This window comes from Ruegeria sp. AH12 (genome assembly GCF_056541465.1).
Window position 1 is genome coordinate 200936 of sequence record NZ_JBQFYL010000002.1, and the last position, 20337, is coordinate 221272.

20 protein-coding genes and 1 riboswitch are annotated in these 20337 nt (G+C 57.6%); of the genes, 13 read left to right on the forward strand and 7 right to left on the reverse strand.

The features are described 5' to 3' along the window. Positions 1-39: 39 nt before the first annotated feature. Both ACR0EL_RS05040 and ACR0EL_RS05045 read right to left on the reverse strand, forming a co-directional pair. A complete protein-coding gene (locus ACR0EL_RS05040; RefSeq protein ID WP_480498718.1) occupies positions 40-1614 on the reverse strand; it encodes a 5-guanidino-2-oxopentanoate decarboxylase in 1575 nt (524 codons plus the stop codon). Next, positions 1614-3062, reverse strand: coding sequence for a TrkH family potassium uptake protein (locus ACR0EL_RS05045; protein WP_480498719.1), 1449 nt, complete (start codon positions 3060-3062; stop codon positions 1614-1616). Before ACR0EL_RS05045 ends, ACR0EL_RS05040 begins: the two co-directional genes overlap by 1 nt. A gap of 224 nt (positions 3063-3286) precedes the next feature. Between ACR0EL_RS05045 and ACR0EL_RS05050 the strand changes: the two genes are divergently transcribed. After that, positions 3287-3721 carry a hypothetical protein gene (locus ACR0EL_RS05050; protein ID WP_480498720.1) on the forward strand — a complete coding sequence of 145 codons (435 nt, stop codon included), beginning with the start codon at positions 3287-3289 and terminating at the stop codon, positions 3719-3721. Between the two features lie 409 nt (positions 3722-4130). Here ACR0EL_RS05050 and folE2 read toward each other — a convergent pair whose 3' ends face one another. Further along, positions 4131-5231, reverse strand: coding sequence for a GTP cyclohydrolase FolE2 (folE2, locus tag ACR0EL_RS05055; protein ID WP_480498721.1), 1101 nt, complete (start codon positions 5229-5231; stop codon positions 4131-4133). A gap of 199 nt (positions 5232-5430) precedes the next feature. After that, positions 5431-6621 carry an O-succinylhomoserine sulfhydrylase gene (metZ, locus tag ACR0EL_RS05060; RefSeq protein ID WP_480498722.1) on the reverse strand — a complete coding sequence of 397 codons (1191 nt, stop codon included), beginning with the start codon at positions 6619-6621 and terminating at the stop codon, positions 5431-5433. A 65-nt stretch (positions 6622-6686) separates the two neighbouring features. Beyond that, positions 6687-6764, reverse strand: a riboswitch (SAM riboswitch). Positions 6765-6896: 132 nt separating this feature from the next. Between metZ and ACR0EL_RS05065 the strand changes: the two genes are divergently transcribed. The 5 genes from ACR0EL_RS05065 to ACR0EL_RS05085 all read left to right on the forward strand — a co-directional run bounded on the left by ACR0EL_RS05065 (position 6897) and on the right by ACR0EL_RS05085 (position 10777). Continuing rightward, complete coding sequence (locus ACR0EL_RS05065; protein ID WP_480498723.1) at positions 6897-7832, forward strand: alpha/beta hydrolase; 936 nt, start codon at positions 6897-6899, stop codon at positions 7830-7832. A 23-nt stretch (positions 7833-7855) separates the two neighbouring features. Then, positions 7856-8545 carry a glutathione S-transferase N-terminal domain-containing protein gene (locus ACR0EL_RS05070; RefSeq protein WP_480498724.1) on the forward strand — a complete coding sequence of 230 codons (690 nt, stop codon included), beginning with the start codon at positions 7856-7858 and terminating at the stop codon, positions 8543-8545. Between the two features lie 148 nt (positions 8546-8693). Further along, positions 8694-9443, forward strand: a complete 750-nt coding sequence (locus ACR0EL_RS05075; protein ID WP_480498725.1) for a creatininase family protein — start codon at positions 8694-8696, stop codon at positions 9441-9443. A gap of 255 nt (positions 9444-9698) precedes the next feature. Next, a complete protein-coding gene (locus ACR0EL_RS05080; protein WP_039534845.1) occupies positions 9699-10022 on the forward strand; it encodes a 2Fe-2S iron-sulfur cluster-binding protein in 324 nt (107 codons plus the stop codon). Continuing rightward, complete coding sequence (locus ACR0EL_RS05085; RefSeq protein ID WP_480498726.1) at positions 10022-10777, forward strand: FG-GAP repeat domain-containing protein; 756 nt, start codon at positions 10022-10024, stop codon at positions 10775-10777. The genes ACR0EL_RS05080 and ACR0EL_RS05085 overlap by 1 nt, the downstream gene beginning before the upstream one ends. 92 nt (positions 10778-10869) lie before the next feature. On the opposite strand, the gene purD is transcribed toward ACR0EL_RS05085, so the two are convergent. Further along, positions 10870-12132 carry a phosphoribosylamine--glycine ligase gene (purD, locus tag ACR0EL_RS05090; protein WP_480498727.1) on the reverse strand — a complete coding sequence of 421 codons (1263 nt, stop codon included), beginning with the start codon at positions 12130-12132 and terminating at the stop codon, positions 10870-10872. Positions 12133-12207: 75 nt separating this feature from the next. Between purD and xseA the strand changes: the two genes are divergently transcribed. Then, the gene (xseA, locus tag ACR0EL_RS05095) at positions 12208-13692 is read left to right on the forward strand and encodes an exodeoxyribonuclease VII large subunit (protein WP_480498728.1); all 1485 of its coding nucleotides are present in this window, start codon (positions 12208-12210) and stop codon (positions 13690-13692) included. 3 nt (positions 13693-13695) lie between these two features. Beyond that, positions 13696-14337: a glutathione S-transferase family protein gene (locus tag ACR0EL_RS05100; protein ID WP_480498729.1), complete on the forward strand. Its 642-nt coding sequence runs from the start codon at positions 13696-13698 to the stop codon at positions 14335-14337. 2 nt (positions 14338-14339) lie between these two features. Here the strand turns inward: ACR0EL_RS05100 and ACR0EL_RS05105 are convergent, their stop codons facing one another. Beyond that, a complete protein-coding gene (locus ACR0EL_RS05105; protein WP_480498730.1) occupies positions 14340-14735 on the reverse strand; it encodes a hypothetical protein in 396 nt (131 codons plus the stop codon). A gap of 129 nt (positions 14736-14864) precedes the next feature. On the opposite strand from ACR0EL_RS05105, the gene ACR0EL_RS05110 reads away from it, so the two are divergent. The 5 genes from ACR0EL_RS05110 (at position 14865) to ACR0EL_RS05130 (ending at position 19113) form a co-directional block, all read left to right on the forward strand. Continuing rightward, entirely contained in the window at positions 14865-15500 is a 636-nt protein-coding gene (locus ACR0EL_RS05110; protein WP_480498731.1) for a lysoplasmalogenase, read from the forward strand. 57 nt (positions 15501-15557) lie between these two features. Then, positions 15558-16697, forward strand: coding sequence for a signal recognition particle-docking protein FtsY (ftsY, locus tag ACR0EL_RS05115; protein WP_480498732.1), 1140 nt, complete (start codon positions 15558-15560; stop codon positions 16695-16697). An 87-nt stretch (positions 16698-16784) separates the two neighbouring features. Continuing rightward, complete coding sequence (locus ACR0EL_RS05120) at positions 16785-17687, forward strand: EamA family transporter (RefSeq protein ID WP_480498733.1); 903 nt, start codon at positions 16785-16787, stop codon at positions 17685-17687. Positions 17688-17703: 16 nt separating this feature from the next. Then, positions 17704-18309, forward strand: a complete 606-nt coding sequence (locus ACR0EL_RS05125) for an inner membrane-spanning protein YciB (protein WP_480498734.1) — start codon at positions 17704-17706, stop codon at positions 18307-18309. Positions 18310-18444: 135 nt separating this feature from the next. Continuing rightward, positions 18445-19113, forward strand: a complete 669-nt coding sequence (locus ACR0EL_RS05130; RefSeq protein WP_170532565.1) for a Crp/Fnr family transcriptional regulator — start codon at positions 18445-18447, stop codon at positions 19111-19113. 191 nt (positions 19114-19304) lie between these two features. On the opposite strand, the gene ACR0EL_RS05135 is transcribed toward ACR0EL_RS05130, so the two are convergent. Then, positions 19305-20258, reverse strand: coding sequence for a DMT family transporter (locus tag ACR0EL_RS05135; protein ID WP_480498735.1), 954 nt, complete (start codon positions 20256-20258; stop codon positions 19305-19307). Between the last annotated feature and the right edge of the window lie 79 nt (positions 20259-20337).

Below are 20337 nucleotides of genomic sequence, written 5' to 3' on the forward strand. Positions count from 1 at the left end.
AATCAGAAAGCGCCGCAGTTCTCTGCGGTGCTTTTCGTTTCACAGGATATCAGGCGTGATGTAGATCAGCGTTGGGCCGTCGGCCTGAAACGCAGCGCGCGCAGCATCCTGCAGCGCATCCAGCGTAGAGGGTGCGGCAGATCGTGCACCAAAGGCTGCGGCCAATTTGCAGAAATCGGGATTACGCGCCACAACCGCATTCGGGGCGATCTGACTACGGACCATACTTTCCTCGATCTCCTTCAACTTGCCATTGTCCCACAGGATAATGGGCAGAGGCAGACCCAGCTCCACCGCAACGCCCAGTTCCTGCATCGTATAGTGGAACCCGTAGTCTCCGGCGATCACGGCTGTTGGTTTGCCTCGTCGCCCGATCGCCCCGCCGATTCCGGCAGGTAGAGCATAACCCAACGTGCCAAAGCCTGAGGGGTGGTGCCAATGGTGGGGATAGGCCATATCCCAGACTTCTTTCGCGACATAGGCGAACTGCGTCATGTCGGAATAGATCATCGTATCGGCAGGCATCGCGGCGCGCAGGGCGTCGATAACCGGCACGATGCCCGGCCGTTCGGCATCCACCTCTGCCCGCCAGCGGGCACGCGCTTCGGCAACCTCCTCCGCGGTCCAGCCCGTGGCAGGTTTGGCATCTTCGGTGACCGCCCATAGCGCCCGTGCGAAACTTGCACTATCCGCCTGAATTTTGACGGCAGCCCGGTGATGATCCGAAAGCACCTCGGGGTCCAGATCAACGCGGATCAGGGTGGCTTTGTGCCCCAGTTCGCGCCGCCACAGATCGACCTCTCCCAGCTCTGCGCCAACCGCGACTACCAGATCAGCTGAAGCGATGACATCGGCGCTGCCGGGTCGGGGCAGCATCGCCCCGAAATCCAGCGGATAGTTCACCCCGGCCATCCCGCGTCCGGCATAGGTGGTGAAACAGGCCGCGCCCAACTGTGTCAGGATTTGCCGCCATTCGTTCGACCGGCAACCGCCCCCCAGAATGAACAACGGTCGTTTGGCAAGGTTCAGCAGCGAGACAACCGGCGCCACATCGGGCGGCTGTGCCTTGGTGCGTAGCGCTGGCTGGTTGGGAAACGGGGCCGGATCGGCATCTGCGCCCAACTCGGCAATCGGCACCTGAATATGCTTGGGCCGTGGGCGATTGAGTTCAAACTCCTCAAAGGCGCGCTCCACCAGCCCATAGGCAGACTGAGCCGTATTCGCCTGTGCGGACCAGTCTGCGACAGTTCCCGCCGCCGCTTGCTGATCCTTCATCTGATGCAGTTGGCCGCGATACTCCTGCGTCTCATCCAGACAGGATGAAAGAACCAGCATCGGCACCGAGTCGCTGTAGGCCTGACCCATAGGCGTCATGATGTTGCATAGCCCCGGCCCGGTGATCACATAGGCCACACCCGGTTTACCGGTCGCACGGGCAAATCCATCCGCCATGAACCCCGCGCCTTGTTCGTGCCGCGCCAGAACATGGGTTATCCCCGCCTCTTCGATACCCCGGTACAGTTCCTGATTGTGCACACCCGGAATGCCAAAGATCACATCGACGCCTCGAACCCTGAGCATATGCGAAAGTTGCGCGCCAAGGGGTCTTTTCATCAGCTTCTCCAGAATTGAACGGTAAAGATTGCATAGACGGCCAACAGCTCCAGCCGTCCCACGAGCATGCCGATGATCAACAACCACTTCGCCGTATCGTTCAGCCCGGAAAAGTTGCCTGCCGGCCCGATCTGATCACCTAGCCCCGGGCCAACATTGGCCAGTGCGGTGGCGGCCCCTGAAACCGAGGTGATGAAATCCAACCCAGTCAACGCAAGCGCCCAAGACAATACGCCCATAGACAGCACAAAGAACATGAAAAAGCTCATGACCGAGGTCAGAACATCCCGGCTGACAGGGCGGCCGTCATACAAGGGTACAAACACGCCATGGGGTGATCGAATGCGCCGGATTTGCGTTTTGATCGACGCAAACAACAGTTGATAGCGGAACACTTTGATCGAACAGGCGGTCGAGCCCGCGCAACCGCCAATCAGGCCGATCAGAAAAAACAACATGATCGCAAAGCTACCCCAGCCCATATAGTCAACGCTTGCATAACCGGTGCCTGAAATGATCGAGGTGATGTTAAACAGGGATTCCCGGAAGGCCTGTTCCCAATGGTGTGGAAACACAGATGTCAGGAACACTGACATGACGACGACCAGAACCAATATCGTGGCTATGAATGCTCTGATCTGACTGTCACGCCACAGTGAAAGCGTGTGCCCGTTGGCAAGCTGCACGTAGCGCACAAAAGGCAATGCCGCCAAAATCATGAAAACCGATGCGGCATATTCCGACGGCCCTGTAAACGTCCCGAATGAGGCATCATAGTTTGAAAACCCGCCTGTCGAGATAGTCGTAAAAGCGTGCACCAGTGCATCAAAAAAACCCATGCCCAGTGCTGCGTAGACCAACATGCAGACAACCGTCAGGAACACATAGATCAGGGATATCTGGCCCGCAATCTCTTGCGCGCGTGGCAGGATTTTCCCCATGGTTTCAAACCCTTCCGAACGGAAAATCTGCATCCCGCCTACGCGTAGCTCGGGCAGGAACACCATGGCGACAACAATGATACCAATGCCGCCCAGCCACTGCAAAATGCCACGCCAAAGCAACAAACCTTGAGGCATATCATCCAGACCCGAAATGACGGTTGAACCAGTGGTGGTCAGCCCTGACATCGCCTCGAAATACGCATCGACAAAGCGCAGTTCGGTTTCACCAAACAGAAACGGGATCGCCCCAAAGACCGGCAAGGCAACCCAGACGCCCGTGGTCAACAAAAAGGTCTGACGGATGGTCAGACCTTCGCCCACCCCGTTCGAGCAGCTGATGGCTAGAACCGAACCAGCCAGCATGGTAATAATGGCGCTTTCCAGAAAGACATGCCATTCGCCGCGCCCTTCGATCAGGTCGGCAACCATAGGCGGCAGCATGGTCGCCCCAAGAATGGCGACCAGCAAGCCTATCACATATCCGACCGGGCGAAGATCCATCATGAGGCGCAGCGTTGGCGCGCTGAACCGACCGTGTCAAGCAGATGATCCGCGATTATTCGTCGGAACTCTGGGTTGCCTTGGGCATCGTGGGCGGTTTTGACGGCGCGCGTGTACGGCGGGCCTGAGGTTTCGGTGCTTCGGCCGCCTGCGCTGTTTTCACCGCAGTCGCCTGCCGCGGCTTGGACGCAGCTTTAGGGGCAGCTGCTGTTTTTGCTGGTGTTGCAGTGGCGTTTGCGACCGCGGGCTTAGGAGTAACCGGTTTTGAAGCCTGCGCTTTCGGCGCTGGTTTCGCCGCGACGGGTTTGGCATCGGCGGGCTTTGGCGTTGCAGTCTTTGTTACGGGTGCTGCAGGTTTGTTGATGGCAACTTCAGCTTTGACAGGCGATTTGGCCACAGCAGTAGGCTTTGCCACCGGCTCGGATTTGGCCACTGGTGTGGGCTTTGTTGCAGGTGCAGGTTTAGCTGCTGTGCGCGGCTTGGCCTTGAACTTCGCGGTTGCTGCCGCTTTGAGCTTTGCTGTAGCAGTCGCCTTAGGCTTTGATGCAGCGGTTCTTTTTGCCGGGGTGGCTTTGGCGCGTTTTGCGACAGGTTTCTTAGCTGCAGGCGTTTTGGTTACGGGGGTCGAACCCAGTGCCGTCGTCTGCACTGCCTGTACTTGAGCCAATGGAAATTCCATTGCCGAGCGAGCAACGATTTGCATGATCTTGATTTGGCTCACCATGGCGTAGCCAGCCACGCGAAATGCCGCTGCCTGAAACTCCAGCGGTTGGGTAATTGGATTCATTACATGTCTCTCCTGTAACAGCGAAGCAGCCCGAAATCTGAGGGTGAGTGTCCCTGTCCGCCCAGATCATCTGGGCAGAGCTTTGGGTTTTGCAGTCCAAGGCGTGGCACGTCTCGGTGTCCTTCAGGGTCAGCACGCAGGTCAAAGCCCATCATGCGGCAGCTGCATTCCTAGATACCCTTACATCAAAACACCACGCAATTGCAGCATTTTTGCTGCAATGCGGCGATAGAGCGCTGATAGGCGTTCTTTGTGATGAAAATCCAGGCTCTTAGGCGCTGTCGTTACCCGACGTGGAACAGGGTTGTGAACAATCTTGGGTCCAGACTGACCGACTCGAAGGTGGGCCCCTCGGTCAAAACCGATACCGCGTCATGGCTGTGTAGGCTTTCCTGATGGCTTGCGATCACACGGAAATCTCCGACGTGATGGTCGGCCAACAGTTCGGCACAAAACAGCCGTGCCGCATCTTCAACAAAAATCGGATTGGCCGCGTTCAATTCGGCAAAGGCCTGTTCATCTTCACGTTTCACCATGACCTGCGTTTCTGTCGGCACGGCGCGGCGGCACAGCTCGATCAGGTCTTCGAACCACAGGCAATCTGCATCGCAATCCACCACAACGGAAATCCGCGCGACCGAACGCTGAGAGTGCGGCGTTGCAAGTTGCCCCCGCTGCGACCGCGCATGCTCGCTCAGCTCCAGCGAACAGGGGCATGTCGAAGAGTAGACATAGTCCAGATGCATGATCTTTTGGCGCACACCGTTCTGTTCGACCAGTTCCAGCGCGATGTCATAATACTGATAGCCTATCAGCCCCGAACGCAGGCTTTCGACTTTCGCCGGATAGGAAAACCGCATCTGGATGCGGGCGTCGAAACTGTCAAGATCGGTCAGATAATCGCTCAGCGCGGCCTCGATCACCTCGAAGCTGAACGTCCTTTCCGCATGCTTGTAGAACGAGCGCATGATACGGGACATGTTGATGCCCTTCTTCTCGGCCTCAAGGCTTACAGTGCCGGTGATCGAGGTCTCAAGCGTCAGGTCATCGCCGCCCTTGCGATGAAAGCGGATTGGCAGGCGGAAGTTGGAAATTCCGACGTGCTGTATCTGCTGCTTTGCACCACGGATCAAGCTAGAGGGACCGTTTTGCAGATCGGGTAGCGAGGCGCGATAGGCGGCATCCACCGCAAATTCTTCGGGATACTCCCGCGCAAGCGCCGGATAATTCTGTGCATCGAACCCTGGGATCAGCCGCGCCACCGCAGGATCAAGCTGCGAAATCTCAAGCGAAGACGCAGTTTCGGCCCATTTGCGCAGCAGCTTCAGGGCGGCGGCGGCCTCGTCACGGTCCGGAGTATCAATATCACGCGGATGAACGTTCATTGGCTAAGGGTCCTCGATTGGTCATCCTTGATATAGATGACTGCAGTTCATTTGCCAGTGTAGCGTTTTACGGACGCGATACCATTCCGGATTGAAATGAAATGAAAAATACCGGCGTTTTTAGGCCGATACCGACGGCGAGCACGGGGATACGCCGCGTTTTTCCATGAAATTGGGGGCATATTCGCCCCCAATCTCCTCAGGTCTGCGACGCCTCCAAGGCATTTCGGATGTCCGTCAACAGGTCGCCTGCGTCCTCAAGCCCCACCGAAAACCGGATCAAACCGGGGGTAATGCCGAGCTCATCCTTCTGCTCGTCACTCAGGCGTTGATGTGTGGTGGTCGCCGGATGGGTGGCAATGGATTTCGCATCGCCCAGATTGTTCGAGATCACGGGGATCGTCATAGCATTAAGAAACTTGAACGCTGCCTCTTTGCCACCTTTGATTTCAAGCGACAGAACGGTGCCGCCTTTTCCGCCTAGTTGCGACTGCACCAGTGTGTTCTGCGTGTGGGTTTTCAGCCCTGGATAAAGCGTCCGATCCAAAGCAGGATGCCCTTCCAACGCTTCGGCGATGTGCTGGGCTGTGGCCGCTTGCGCGTTCACGCGCAACGCCATGGTTTCCAGACCTTTCAGCATGACCCAAGCATTGAATGGGCTCAACGCACCACCGGTGTGTTTCAGATAGGGTTCGACCGTGCCTCGAATAAAGTCCCGGGTGCCGATGATGACACCGCCCAAGGCACGCCCCTGCCCGTCTATATGTTTGGTGGCCGAGTAGACGACCACATCCGCGCCCTGTTCAATCGCACGCGAAAATACGGGGGTGGAGAACACATTATCCACCACGACCAAGGCACCTGCCGCATGTGCCAGCTTGGCGACCGCCTCGATATCGATTACCTCAAGTGTCGGATTCGACATGGATTCGAAGAACACCGCCTTGGTGTCTGGCCGAATTGCTGCCTCCCACTGCTCTAGATCTGTGCCATCCACAAAAGTCACCTCAACCCCGAACCGGGTCAGGATGTTTTCAACGATATACAGACAGGACCCAAACAGCGCTTTGGCCGAAACGATATGGTCCCCGGCCTTCAGCATCGAGGTCAGCGCACCATTGACAGCAGCCATACCTGACGCGGTGGCAAAGGCATCCTCGGCCCCTTCCAGCGCGGCGATGCGCTGTTCGAACATGGACACAGTCGGGTTGCCGTAACGGGCATAGATAAACTCATCGGGGCCGCATTCCAGAAACCGGGCCTCGGCCTGCTCGGCACTGTCGTAGACAAAACCCTGGGTCAGGAAGATCGCCTCGCTTACCTCATTATACTGACTGCGACGAATGCCGCCATGGACGGCCTGCGTGCGTTTGTTCCAGCTCTCGCTCATGTCATTCCTTTCGGCCTCGACCCCCGAGGCGCATCAAAAAAACCCCAGACGCGGTCAAGCGAAAGGGGCCTTTCATCCTGACCTTTTAGCGGTGTTGTTTAGCGTGGCCCGCAATCCGGTAACAAATCGCCACGTGGTGTTGTTGCCCATACGCCGCAGTTGCGAATTCGTCAAGCCCGACACCTGCAACGTCACGGTTCTGTAATCGTTCATTCATGGAAGCGTCATAGCGTTATGACAAAGCGGCACCACAACATCTTGTATGAGGCAGAGCTATGCCAGTGATCAGGATCAATGCTGTCAATGGACGTGCTGAGTTACACGGAAGTTCCCGCCCCCTGATCGGGGCTTTGCAGCAGAGCCAGCAGTCCGACGGACCTGTCATTATCATGACCCACGGGTACAAGTACCGGCCAGATGATGCCGATGCCTGCCCTCACCGTCATATCTTGTCGCTACATCCCAAGGCAAAGCCCTGGTACAGCCCCAGCTGGCCACAACATCTTGGCTTTGGCAGCGGATTTGAAGACGAAGGTCTGGCCATCGCTTTTGGCTGGGACGCGCGCGGCCCGCTCTGGTCGGCGCAGCGCCGCGCTGTTGAAGCAGGCAAGGTCCTGGCAGAGGTCATTCGTCACGTCCATCACTTGAATCCTCAGCGTCCGATCCATTTTATCGGCCACTCGATGGGTACCGAACTGGCGCTTGAGGCGCTTCATCACATTCCAACGGGCGCGCTCAGCCGGATCGTTTCCCTCACCGGGGCCGCCTATCAATCCCGCACAGTCGCGGCCCTGACAACGCCCGCCGGGCGCGCGGCTGAGTTCATCAACATCATCAGCCGCGAGAACGATCTATTTGACTTTCTTTATGAAACCTTCATCCAGCCACCCCGTCGTGGCGATGTCAGCATTGGCGCGGGCCTGACGGCGCCAAACGCTGTTACATTGCAGATCGATTGCCCGGCTACGGTGGATCACCTTTCGGCGCTGATCTTCCCGCTCGCCGCGCCCGAGCGGCGCATCTGTCATTGGTCCAGTTACACACGCCCCGGCGTGCTACGCGTCTATAATGCCCTGCTGCGTGACACCGAGCGCTTGTGCCTACATACGCTTAAGCGCGGTATCCCCGAAACACCGCACAAGCGTTGGTCACGGCTTTTTGCACTACCCCGTCCGCAGGCCCTCTTGCCGTTTGCTCAGAAAGCATCATGATCCCCTCAGCTTGAGGAGATATTATGATCGATCTGTATTTCTGGCCCACGCCAAATGGCTGGAAGGTATCCATCGCTCTGGAAGAGATGGAGCTACCCTACACCACCCATCTGATCAATATTGGCAAGGGCGACCAGTTCGATCCTGACTTTCTGAAGATTTCGCCCAACAACCGGATGCCTGCCATCGTTGACCCTGACGGCCCGAATGACGCACCCGTTTCCGTGTTCGAAAGCGGCGCGATCTTGATGTATCTGGCGCGCAAGACCGGGCGTTTCTATGGCGAATCCGAACGTGAACGTATCGCCATCGAAGAGTGGCTGATGTGGCAGATGGGCGGTGTAGGCCCGATGGCCGGACAAGCGCATCACTTCCTGAAATATGCCCCTCAGATGGATCCACCCCATGACCTGCCCTATGCCAAGGATCGCTATCGCGCTGAGGTTGGGCGCCTTTACGGCGTGCTCGATCGAAGACTGGCCGAAAACGAATACGTCGCGGGCGATTTCTACTCAATCGCCGATATGGCGATCTGGGGTTGGGCCAGCCTTTGGGAGGGTCAGCAACAAGTCCTGGAAGACAAAACGCATTTCGCTAGATGGCTCGACACAGTCAGCACCCGCCCTGCTGTACAAGCCGGTCGCGCCCTTCACGCAGAACTCAGAGGGGATCACCGGGACAAGACAGCACAAAGTGTTTTATTCAAGCGGTAGCAGCAACTAGGCTGTAGTTCTGATCAAACGGCCTCTTAGTTACCAAAATGGATTGCGCATGCGCCTTTTCGCACGAAACAAAACAGTTTGGGCGCTCTGCGTCCTTGGTGCCGCTTTGGCTGGCGCGGGCTATTTTTGGGTAAAGCCCATGCAAACCCGCGCTAACAACGAACTGTCTCTGGAATACATGACCTGGCCCGAAGTCCACGCCGCCCTAAACGCAGGCTACACGACCGTCATTATTCCAACCGGCGGGACCGAACAGAATGGCCCCCATGCGGCGCTTGGAAAACACAACTTCGTTGTCGCACATACCAGCCGACAAATAGCCCAAGACCTTGGCAAAACCCTTGTCGCTCCGGTCATCAAATACGTCCCAGAAGGTGAGGTTGCGCCAAACCCGACGGGTCACATGCAATGGCCGGGAACGATATCTGTACCAGAACCTGTTTTCGAAGAGTTACTTGTCGCGACGATCCGCAGCTTGGCCACACACGGGTTCAATGAAATCCTGCTGATTGGAGACAGCGGAGGGAACCAGGCAGCGCAAGACCAGGCCGCTGCTTCGATGACCCTTGAGCTTGCGCCTGCCGGGGTCACGGTGCGGCATGTTTCTGACTACTACGCAGACAATGGCCAGGTCACTTACCTGCAAAACCAAGGCTTCAGTGCCGAACAAATCGGAAATCATGCCGCCCTGCGAGATACGTCAGAGCTTTTGTACGTCGAACCAGGTACGGCAGGTCGCTCAGAAACACCGGTGCCTGCGGGCTGGAACACGGGCTTTGACGGGCGACCTGATCTTGCGACCCCGGAAATCGGCAAAGCGATGATCCAGCTCAAGATCGACGCCGCACTAGCCCAGATACGCCGTTTCAGGGAAGAAGAAACAGATTAAACCCGGTTATACCCTTTTGCAGATCAACGGCTACTGGCCGGAATATGTTCAGTTTTCTGTGCACAACCATGCAAATCGCTTCACAAGACACTCAACCCGATGTTGCCCATACGGACATCTCTAAAACCGCTATTAAATAGTGAATATCGATAGAGAAAGCCCAGACGCGGCGCGATGCGTCGCAATTGCCACTGGAAACGCTTAGCTCCCTTCACTAATGAAGAATTCGACACTTGCAGAAGGAAGACGCACGCAATGGCAAAGATCACCTATGTCGAGCATGGCGGTACCGAACACACAGTCGAGGTCGCCAACGGACTGACGGTCATGGAAGGGGCCCGTGACAACAATATCCCAGGCATTGAGGCCGATTGCGGCGGTGCCTGCGCCTGCTCAACCTGCCATGTCTACATCCACCCTGACTGGGTCGAGAAAATCCCCGCCAAGGATGATATGGAAGAAGACATGCTGGACTTCGCTTACGAGCCCGACCCGGCCCGCTCGCGCTTGACCTGCCAGATCAAGGTGACGGATGCACTGGATGGTCTGGTTGTACAAATGCCCGAAAAGCAGATCTGATGCCAACCAAAGCGCCGCGCCCGCCCGCTCGCCTCTGGCACATTCGGGCCCGCGGCGCTCTGTCAGCGTGTTGCATGTGGCTTGCCGGAGCAAGCTTTGTAACCGCAGACACAATAACCTCAGCCCGGTTTACGGAACCAACCACGCGCTACGCGCATGGTGTCCTGGGTGACAACATCGAATACGGCGCGCTAGAATTAAGCATCAAAGGTGAAGATGGCACCAAGGTCACGACCATCACCCTGCCAGAAAATCGCGTTTTCGAAGACTTGGCGCCCAGGCTTTGGGACATCGATTCCGATGGCGATGTCGAAGCTGTCGTCGTTGAGTCTCAAGACCAGCGCGGTGCTCAACTCGCTATCTACGATGCAACCGGAACAAAAATCGCCGCCACCCCGCATATCGGCACCCGCTTCCGTTGGCTGGCCCCAATCGGAGCTGCTGATCTGGATGGCGACGACCATGTCGAGATTGCCTATATCGACCGCCCTCACCTCGCAAAAACCCTGCGCATCTGGCGCTACAAAGACGATGCTCTGATCGAAATCGCCTCGCTCCCTGGTCTGACCAACCACAAGATCGGTGAGGATTTCATCTCGGGCGGCCTGCGTACCTGCGCTAACGGTCCGGAACTCATCGTTGCCAGCGCCGATTGGACCCGGATCATCAGTATCTCTTACCAAAACGATTGGACCCAAACCGATATCGGCCCATTCAGCGGCCCTGAAATCCTCGCCCAAGCCCTGGAATGCTGATCCGTTCTTCATCTGGCCAAAAATATCTCGAGGAGCGCGAGGGGCTGGCCCCTCGCCCAGAAAGTTGAGACGGGCGCAGCCCGGCAATCAGATCACAGCGCGCGCCAACCAATATCGCGGCGGTAGAACCCCTCCGGCCAGTCCACCCCATCCACCATCGCATAGGCCCGATCCCGCGCTTTTTGCAGCGTGTCCCCGCGTGCAGTGACGTTCAGCACCCGACCGCCAGAGGCCTGCACCTGACCTTCAACCGCTTTGGTGCCTGCATGAAACACCATGTTGCTGCTGTCTTCGGGCAGGTCATCCAAACCTTTGATGATAGAGCCTTTCTCATATGCCCCGGGATAGCCTTGCGCGGCCATGACTACGGTCATCGCATGATCCTCAGCCCAATTCACCCGGGTCTGCTCCAGCCGCCCCTCGGCCGCTGCATGCATCAAATCCATAGCTTGCGCGCCCAGACGCATCATCAGCACCTGACATTCGGGGTCGCCGAACCGCACATTGTATTCCACCAAACGCGGGTGCCCATCCTTGATCATCAAACCGGCATAGAGCACCCCCTGAAACGGCATCCCGCGCCGCTTCATCTCGGCCATGGTCGGGCGGATGATTTCATCCATCGCACGGGCTTCAACCTCAGGGCTCAGAACCGGAGCGGGAGAATAGGCGCCCATGCCACCGGTGTTCAGCCCGGTATCGCCTTCGCCCACACGCTTGTGGTCTTGTGCTGTGCCGATGGACAAGATGTTTTGTCCGTCGCACAGCACGAAGAGAGAAGCTTCCTCACCCTCCATGAATTCCTCGATCACAACTTCGGCCCCTGCACCCCCAAAGGCGCCGCCGAACATGTCATCGATAGACTCTAACGCGGTTTGCACGTCCATCGCAACGATCACACCCTTGCCTGCGGCGAGACCATCGGCCTTGACCACGATGGGTGCACCCTGCTCGCGGATATAGGCTTTTGCCGGTTCCGCCTCGGTAAACCTTGCATAGGCCGCTGTCGGTGCTGCGGCTGCATCACAGATCTCTTTGGTAAAGCTTTTTGAGGCCTCAAGTTGCGCCGCTGCAGCCGAGGGGCCAAAGACCAGCACGCCAGCCTCTCGCAAACGATCAGCAACGCCTGCGGCCAATGGCGCTTCGGGTCCGACGATGACAAAATCAATCGCGTTTTCCTCGGCGAAGCTGACCACTGCGCCACCATCCTCGATATCTAGCGCAGCACAATCGGCGATCTGAGCGATTCCGGCATTTCCCGGCGCAACAATCAAGCGGTCGCATTTGGGGTTCTGCATCACCGCCCAGGCCAGGCTGTGCTCGCGCCCGCCGCTGCCGAGAATAAGGATGTTCATGAAAGCTCTCCGATCTGCTTGGCCTTGCCTGCGCGGCGTTCTAAGCTGGGTGGGCATTTGACACAAGGCGCTGAAATGTCCGATCTGCTCGACGAGCCCATTCCTGGCCAAAACACTCCCGAATATTCGGTTTCCGAGCTCTCGGGAGAGGTAAAACGCACGCTCGAAGGGTCGTTTGGACGAATCCGTGTCCGCGGTGAGGTCGGGCGGGTGTTCAAAGCGCGCTCGGGGCATCTGTACTACGACATCAAGGATGATCGGAACGTGCTGGCGTGTACCACGTGGAAAGGTCAAATCTCGGGCCTGTCGGTCGTACCTGAAGAAGGGCTGGAGGTTGTCGTGACCGGACGCCTGACCGCTTTTGGCGCGCAGTCCAAATACAATATGAACGTGGATGAGGTCGCCGTCGCGGGCCAAGGGGCTTTGATGGCGCTGCTGGAGAAGCGCAAGAAACAACTCGAATCCGAGGGACTGTTCGCGCCCGAGCGTAAAAAGCCCTTGCCCTATCTACCGCAGATCATCGGCGTTGTGACCTCACCCTCAGGCGCGGTGATCCGTGATATCCTGCATCGGCTGCGGGATCGTTTTCCCCGCAAAGTTCTGATCTGGCCAGTTGCTGTTCAGGGGGCCAACTGCGCGCCCGAAGTGGCCCGCGCCATCGAAGGGCTCAACGCGCTCACACCCGGTGGCGCGTTGCCTCGCCCCGATCTGATCATCGTTGCGCGCGGCGGCGGGTCGATCGAAGATCTGTGGGGGTTCAACGAGGAAAGCGTCGCTCGTGCCGCTGCGGCCTCGGACATCCCGTTGATCTCGGCTGTGGGTCACGAAACGGATACAACGCTGATCGATTTTGTCTCGGACCGGCGGGCACCCACGCCGACTGCTGCCGCTGAGCTGGCTGTCCCCGTTCGGATGGAGCTGCTGGCTTGGACCGACGAGCAAGGCGCACGCCTGTCCCGTGCGGCCAGCGATGCGGTCCAGCGCCGCAGCCAGCGCTTACGCGACGTGGCCCGCGCCCTACCGCGCCCGGATAGTTTGTTGAACACCCCCCGGCAACGTCTTGATCTGATTGCCGAACGCCTGACACCAGCCTTGACCAGAGGCGTTCAAAACCGCCGCCTGCAATTGGTCGAGATGTCAGCCCATCTGCGCCCCTCAACCTTACGCGGCGTTGTCACATCTCAGCAGGAAAACCTGCGCAACCTGTCGTCGCGCCTATCCGTGCGTCCGATCCAACGCGAGATTGACCAGCAGCGCCAAGCCACCAACAGATTGGCCGAGCGGCTAGACACAGCTCAAAGCGCCCGATTGGACCGCCTGCGCCAAACGCTGGATGCCACAGACCGCCTGCGCGAAACGCTTAGCTACAAAGCCACACTGGAACGCGGCTATGCCGTTGTGCGGGCCGAAGGCGACGTGATCACCACCAAGTCACAAGCCGCCAAGCACCCGGTGCTGGAAATCGAGTTTGCCGATGGCCGCCTGACGACCGGAGGCTCCGGCAAGTCGCCCACAAAAAAGGGCAAACCGGATGCACCCGATCAGGGTTCACTTTTCTAAGTCATGCTAACGATCTGGGGCCGCAAAACATCATCGAATGTGCAAGCCCTCATGTGGTGTGTCGGAGAGTTGGGACTAGAGTATCACCGCCATAACGTCGGCCATCACTTTGGCGGGCTCGACACTCAAGCCTTTGCAAATCTGAACCCAAATCGCACAATCCCGGTCCTTCAGGATGGCACAAAGCCGCCCGTATGGGAGACCGGAGCCATTCTGCGCTATCTCGCCGACCGCTACGCATCTGACACGTTTTGGCCCAAAGACCCGGTTCAGCGCGTCGACGTGGACAAATGGGCCGAATGGGCGAAGATCAATGTTGCAATGGCCTTTACGGTCCCAGTGTTCTGGCAGGTGGTTCGAACCGCACCTGCCGATAGAGACAAGGTTAAGATCAGGAACGCTATTGAACAGCTTGAAACAAAATTGGAAATTGCAGATCGACGTTTGGATAGCCGCGAATTCCTCACCGGCCCTGACCTGACCCTGGCCGACATCCAGTTCGGCCACATCCTGTACCGATACTACGATATCGAGATTTCGCGCGCGCAGTTTCCAAATCTCAAACGCTACTATACTCAACTCACAGAAAGGCCTGCATTCCGGCAACATGTTATGATCAGCTACCAAGACCTACGGGTGAGCTGAGATCAAACCCCAACCTCTGGCCCAAGGCAGATCATCTCTTCACCCAAATCTTCGGCCTCATACAACTGCGTCGCCTGTGGGTCGCCTTCGAACTGGGCAACCAAGCCGCCGCCTAGCCGCGTGAAAACCCAGCATTGCGGATCTGACCTGTCTTCATAGACAAAACATATCTGATCTTCGCGCTGATACCACACACCTTCCTTGCAGTTGCCATCAAGGAATGACCAGATCACGCGACGATTGGGCAAATAGCGTTCTACCCCGTAAACCTCGCCGCTATAGCCGTAAAACAGGGTTTTTCCGCGCGTATAGTCATCAAATTCCGCCCCCGACAGCGCTGTTTGCGCCCCCACAGGATGGGACGAAAACACAAGAAGAATCGCAAAGAACCTCAACATAGCGCCATAGTGTCAGATACACGCGATCAAAGCTATTCGCACTGCGCGTTCACATGCCTCCACGTCACCTGTTGTGCCAATTGCAGATTTCGAACGACAGTAAAGCCACGAGAGTGGGAGGAAACCAGAGTGAACAGTCTGATTTGGATCGCTGCCGCATGCGCCCTGGCCTATCTGCCCCTGTCGCCACGCCCGGCCAGCACAATACGCACTGCGCTTAAAACTGCCTCTGTCGCCCTACTGGCCCTGTTCGCGGCTCTCAGTGGCTCCGCGAGTCTGTTGATCCTGGCCTTGGCCCTATGTGCTATGGGGGACGCGCTACTTTCCCGCGAGTCCGAGACCAGCTTTATGGCCGGTATCGGCGCATTCGCGGCAGGACATCTCGCCTATATCGCCCTGTTTCTGTCTTATCCAACCAGCAACGTGGCGCTCATCTTCGATCACCCCGGATATGTCTGGTCTCTCATCTTGCTGGGAATTGTCGCCGCCACCCTCCTGGCACCTCGTGCCGGAGACCTCAAGGTGGCGGTTCTGGCCTATATCCCGATCATCCTCGGCATGGGCATCACGGTTCTCGCTCTGCCCGATACAGGCGCCCTTCGTTGGGCCATGCCCGCTGCGATGGCCTTCATCGCCTCTGATCTGATCCTTGCAACTGAAAAGTTCCTACTACCTGCAAATCACCCGGCTCTGAGGATCACCCCCTATCTGATCTGGCCGCTCTATTGGGGCGCACAAGCCGGGTTCCTGATCGCCTTCACCTGACCCTTTGCAACTGCCGTAAATCCGCATTAGGTGAAAGGATCACCTGCGGAGACCAAAATGGCGTTTTTTTCAAAGCTCAAGGACAAGCTGTTCAAATCCTCCTCGCGCCTCGAAGAGGGGTTGGATGCGATTGTCGAGGATGGCGGCGAGGAATCCGCGCCCGATCCGGTGATCCCGCAGCCCGAGCCCGAACCGCAACCCGTTCCAGAGGTACTCAGCCCGGCTCCCACCCCGGCGCCATCCGAGCCTCCTGCTCCTACACCTGCAGACCCCACGCCTGCACCAATGCCGCCGGAGGCCCCGGAATCCAAAGGCTTACTAGGCCGATTGTTCAGCCGCGGCGATGCCCAAACCGTTGTCCGCCGTACGTTGGACGATGACATGCTGGAACAGCTCGAAGAGCTGCTGATCGCCTCGGATATGGGCGTCGACACCGCCCTGCGCGTAACCGCAAACATGGCCGAGGGTCGCTTTGGCCGCAAACTCTCGACGAGCGAAATCAAACAATTGCTGGCACAGGAAGTCGCCCGCGTCATGGAGCCTGTGGCGCGCCCATTACCGATTTATCCCAAACGCCCGCAGGTGGTTCTGGTCGTCGGCGTCAACGGCTCGGGCAAAACCACGACCATCGGTAAGCTCGCCAGCCAATTCAAATCGGCAGGCAAGCGGGTTGTCATCGCCGCCGGCGACACCTTCCGCGCCGCCGCCGTTGAACAACTCCAGGTCTGGGGCGAACGCGCCGGTGTCCCGGTCCTGACCGCACCGGAGGGCTCTGACCCCGCGAGCCTCGCCTTCGATGCCCTGACCAAAGCCCAGGAAGATGGCGCCGACCTGTTGATGATCGACACGGCAGGTCGTCTGCAAAACCGCGCCGACCTGATGGAGGAACTGGCCAAGATCGTCCGCGTCATTCGCAAAGTTGACGACACCGCCCCGCACAACACCCTACTTGTGCTCGATGCCACGACCGGTCAAAACGCGCTCAGTCAGGTGGAAACCTTCCGCAACCTGGCCGATGTCTCAGGCCTTGTGATGACCAAACTCGACGGCACGGCCAAGGGCGGCGTTCTAGTGGCACTTGCGGACAAGTTCGGCCTGCCGATCCATGCCATCGGCGTCGGTGAACAAATCGACGATCTGGCCCCCTTCGACCCCGAAGAATTCGCCGCCGCCCTGACCGGCCTGGATCAAAGCTGATCCAAGTCTTCATCTGGCCATAAATATCCTCGGGGGTCTGGGGGCAGACAGCCCCCAGCCTCTCCCTCCAGCAAAAAGATCTGATACTTGAGCGACTGGCTGATCTCACTTGAAGGCACCGAAGCGGGCCACCAGCTTGCCCTTGGGCTGGCGCTCATGGCCGCTTTTTTGCACGCGGTCTTCGGGGCCCTTCAGAAGGGCCGCCATGACCCGTGGCTGTCTCGCGGGGCCATCGATGCCTGCTATTGCCTGATGGCCGCCCCTTTTGCATTCTTCATCGTACCCTGGCCCGAACCCTATATGTGGCCGATCTTTGCGGTCGTCTGGCTGATTCACATCGCCTACAAGACGCTGCAGGCGATGGCCTATACCAAAGGATCTTATACGGTCGTTTACCCCGTTGTGCGGGGCACCGGCCCGCTGTTCACCGTGATCGGCGCCTATCTGTTGTTCGGAGAAACCTTCACAGACACCCAGTGGTTTGGTGTTGCGGTATTACTGGCCGGGATATTCGGCCTCGCGCTCTACAACCTGCGCTTCCTTGAAACCAATCGTGAAACGCTCGGCATTGCGCTGGTGCTGGCCGTTACAACCGGGCTGTTTGTGGCACTCTATACGACCTATGACGCCTACGGCATACGCGCTACCGCCGACCCGTTCACCTTTCTGGCGTGGTTCTTCATGATCGATGGAGCTGCGATGCCGATCTACGCCTTCCTCAGATGGCGCGCCATGATCAATCGCCCGGCCATTGGTCCCCTCATGCTGCGTGGACTTGCAGGCGGCATCATCGCGCCCATGTCCTTCGGTGCCATTATGTTGGCCACACGGCTCGACAAGGTGGGCGAAGCCGCCGTTCTGCGCGAGACCTCAACAGTCTTTGCGGCCTTGATCGGTTGGCTTGTTCTGAAAGAAACCGTCGGCCCCAGACGCATTGCTTTGATGGCATTGATTGCATTGGGCGCCGTAATCGTTGAAATGGGCGGGTAAGCAGCAGGAAGATACGATGACAGGCAAAAAAGACATCAACCCGTTTCTGAAACAGGTGCTGGAGCTTGGCCCTCCGCTGGCCTTTTTCTTCATCTACCTGCGCCTGCGCGATGACAGCTTCCTGATCGGCGGCACAGAATATTCCGGCTTTATCGTCGCGACGATCATCTTTGTGCCCCTGATGCTGACCGCGATGGGCATCCTTTGGTTTCTGACCGGTAAACTCAGCAGATTGCAGATTTTTACCGCCATCATGGTCATCTTCTTTGGCGGTCTGACCGCTTGGTTCAATGATGAGCGGTTCTTCAAGATGAAAACAACGCTGGTTTACGGCGTCTTCTCGACCATCCTGGGGATCGGCCTGCTGCAGGGGAAATCCTATCTGGCATACGTGCTGGATGAAATGCTGCCCATGAAACACGAAGGCTGGATGATCCTGACCCGCAGGCTTTGTGCCTGTTTTGCCGTTCTGGCCATCGCCAATGAACTCGTCTGGCGCACCATGTCCACGGATTTGTGGGTAAAGATCGAAACCTTTGCCTTTCCGATTGCCTTGATGGCGTTTTTGATGCTGCAATTCAGCCTGCTACAAAACTATATGGAAGACCCGGATCAGCAATGAGCGCCAGCGCTGCGTTGATGCACCACCATCACACCGCGCGAGTGATCCGCTCGCTGCAAAAAAACTTGGCTTAAGCCCGAAGCTATGAAAGGTTAAAGCACCACTCATCACCTAAATCCGGAGTTCACCGCCCGTATGACGGCCTTTCCTTCTAGTGGCTTTCTATCCGAAGCCTCTGACGAGCTTCGAGAGATGCTCTCTGATCTTGCCTCTGAACTGACCCTTGAGCAGGGCGAAACCCTGTTTGAGCAGGGTGACGAGGGTGACGCGCTCTACGCGATACTCTCAGGCACGCTTGAAGTGTCGTTTTTGGCCATGAGCGGGCGAAAGCTGACCCTAACCCTGATGCGCCCTGGCGAAGTGTTTGGCGAGATTGCCTTGTTTGACAGTGGCCCCCGCACAGCCACGGTCACCGCAGCCGAACCGTCGCGTGTTCTGCGCGTGCGCCGCCGTGATGCGATGGGCCAAATCCGCCAACATCCCGATCTTGCCGTTGATATGGTCCGTTTGGCAGGTTTACGCATGCGCTGGATGGACTCGCAGTTGAACGAGCAGGTCTTTTTGCCCATGCCAATCCGCCTGGCCCGTAAACTGCTTCATCTGTCCAATCTGCAAGACGACCCAACGGCACGAATCACGCTATCGCAAAGCGAATTGGCCGAATTTGTCGGCGCCACGCGCGAGGCGGTGTCTAAAACCATCTCAACCTGGAAGCGCGACAACGTGGTCGAAGCCTCTCGCGGAGGTTTGCTGATTCAGGATTTCGAAGCCCTGCGTGAACTGGCCGAATCCGATCTGATCTGACGATTTCGCAGTTTGATGTGATCTGGTTCACAGAAGAATAGGCCGAACCTGACCTAAGGTGAGCTTGTTACCGTAGGAGGTCAGAGAATCATCCCCGATATCTGTCCACTGATCTCTCCCTGTATCTGAGCCATATGTCGTCCCGACATATGGCTCATTTTCTTTGTGATCTCAGACCTTGCCCGCGCGTATCAGTACCTGCGATGCACGTGTTTGCCACGGACGACCATTCGGTTCTTTTGCTTTTCCCGCAGGAAGACAAACAGACCCGACCCTAGGATCAGGAGTATTCCAAAAACAACCGGCAAACCCGGTAGCTCGCCCCAGATCACCCAGCCCCAAAAGATCGCCAGCGGCAGGCCCACATATTCGAAAGGGGCCACGGTGGCCGCGTCCGCGATGCGATAAGCCTGCCCAAGGCAATACCCGATAAGAGCTGCGTTCAACCCCAAACCTGCGAACAACCAGAGGTCATGACCTCCGGGCCAGACCCAAGCGCGGAATAGGAACTGTAGGCTTTCATTCTCGACACCCTCGGCAAATCGTCCATCTCCGGCGACGAGCCAGAAGACAATGCTGACAACAATAAAGGCAGATTGAATATAGGCCGCCATGGCAGACGCCTTGGATTTGGCGCCCAGATATCGCGTCATGACGTTGTTCAGCGCATAGGTGAATGCGGCGGCAATGGGCAGGACATAAACCCACAGGCTGATCGTGCGCTCTGCCCCGCTTTCCCAGGGACGTGTCATGATGATCACACCGGCGAACCCGACCAGAACCGCGCCAATGCGCATCGGTCCGACCTTTTCGCCCAAGATCGGGATGCTGAGCAAAGTGATCATCAAAGGGGCCACGAAAAACACAGCCGTCGCCTCGGCCAGAGGCATAACCGCAAGGGCGGTGAAAAAGGTCAGGTTTGCAATCACCAGGAACGTCGCTCGAAGAACATGCAGGCCCGGTTGATCGGTTTTCAGGATATTCCATCCCCCCTCCAACTGAACCAGAGCGAGGCTAAAGCCGATCCCAATCAGAGAACGGGTAAATACCATTTGGTGCAAAGGATACCCGCCCGACAGAAACTTGATCAGCATGTCGTTGAGGGAAATCCCCAGCATGCCGATCAGGATAAAGACGATAGCCAATGTAGGGTTTTGTAAAATCTTGTTTTCCGACACAATATGCCCTTTCGTCCGGCCCCTAACACGGGTTTCGGATCAGGTC

Coding starts and splice junctions, on each gene's coding strand:
- ACR0EL_RS05040 (WP_480498718.1), bottom strand. CDS start 1,614: ATGAAAAGACCCCTTGGCGCGCAACTTTCGCATATGCTCAGGGTTCGA.
- ACR0EL_RS05045 (WP_480498719.1), bottom strand. CDS start 3,062: ATGATGGATCTTCGCCCGGTCGGATATGTGATAGGCTTGCTGGTCGCC.
- folE2 (WP_480498721.1), bottom strand. CDS start 5,231: ATGAACGTTCATCCGCGTGATATTGATACTCCGGACCGTGACGAGGCC.
- metZ (WP_480498722.1), bottom strand. CDS start 6,621: ATGAGCGAGAGCTGGAACAAACGCACGCAGGCCGTCCATGGCGGCATT.
- ACR0EL_RS05065 (WP_480498723.1), top strand. CDS start 6,897: ATGCCAGTGATCAGGATCAATGCTGTCAATGGACGTGCTGAGTTACAC.
- ACR0EL_RS05070 (WP_480498724.1), top strand. CDS start 7,856: ATGATCGATCTGTATTTCTGGCCCACGCCAAATGGCTGGAAGGTATCC.
- ACR0EL_RS05075 (WP_480498725.1), top strand. CDS start 8,694: ATGCAAACCCGCGCTAACAACGAACTGTCTCTGGAATACATGACCTGG.
- ACR0EL_RS05080 (WP_039534845.1), top strand. CDS start 9,699: ATGGCAAAGATCACCTATGTCGAGCATGGCGGTACCGAACACACAGTC.
- ACR0EL_RS05085 (WP_480498726.1), top strand. CDS start 10,022: ATGCCAACCAAAGCGCCGCGCCCGCCCGCTCGCCTCTGGCACATTCGG.
- purD (WP_480498727.1), bottom strand. CDS start 12,132: ATGAACATCCTTATTCTCGGCAGCGGCGGGCGCGAGCACAGCCTGGCC.
- xseA (WP_480498728.1), top strand. CDS start 12,208: ATGTCCGATCTGCTCGACGAGCCCATTCCTGGCCAAAACACTCCCGAA.
- ACR0EL_RS05100 (WP_480498729.1), top strand. CDS start 13,696: ATGCTAACGATCTGGGGCCGCAAAACATCATCGAATGTGCAAGCCCTC.
- ACR0EL_RS05105 (WP_480498730.1), bottom strand. CDS start 14,735: ATGTTGAGGTTCTTTGCGATTCTTCTTGTGTTTTCGTCCCATCCTGTG.
- ftsY (WP_480498732.1), top strand. CDS start 15,558: ATGGCGTTTTTTTCAAAGCTCAAGGACAAGCTGTTCAAATCCTCCTCG.
- ACR0EL_RS05125 (WP_480498734.1), top strand. CDS start 17,704: ATGACAGGCAAAAAAGACATCAACCCGTTTCTGAAACAGGTGCTGGAG.
- ACR0EL_RS05130 (WP_170532565.1), top strand. CDS start 18,445: ATGACGGCCTTTCCTTCTAGTGGCTTTCTATCCGAAGCCTCTGACGAG.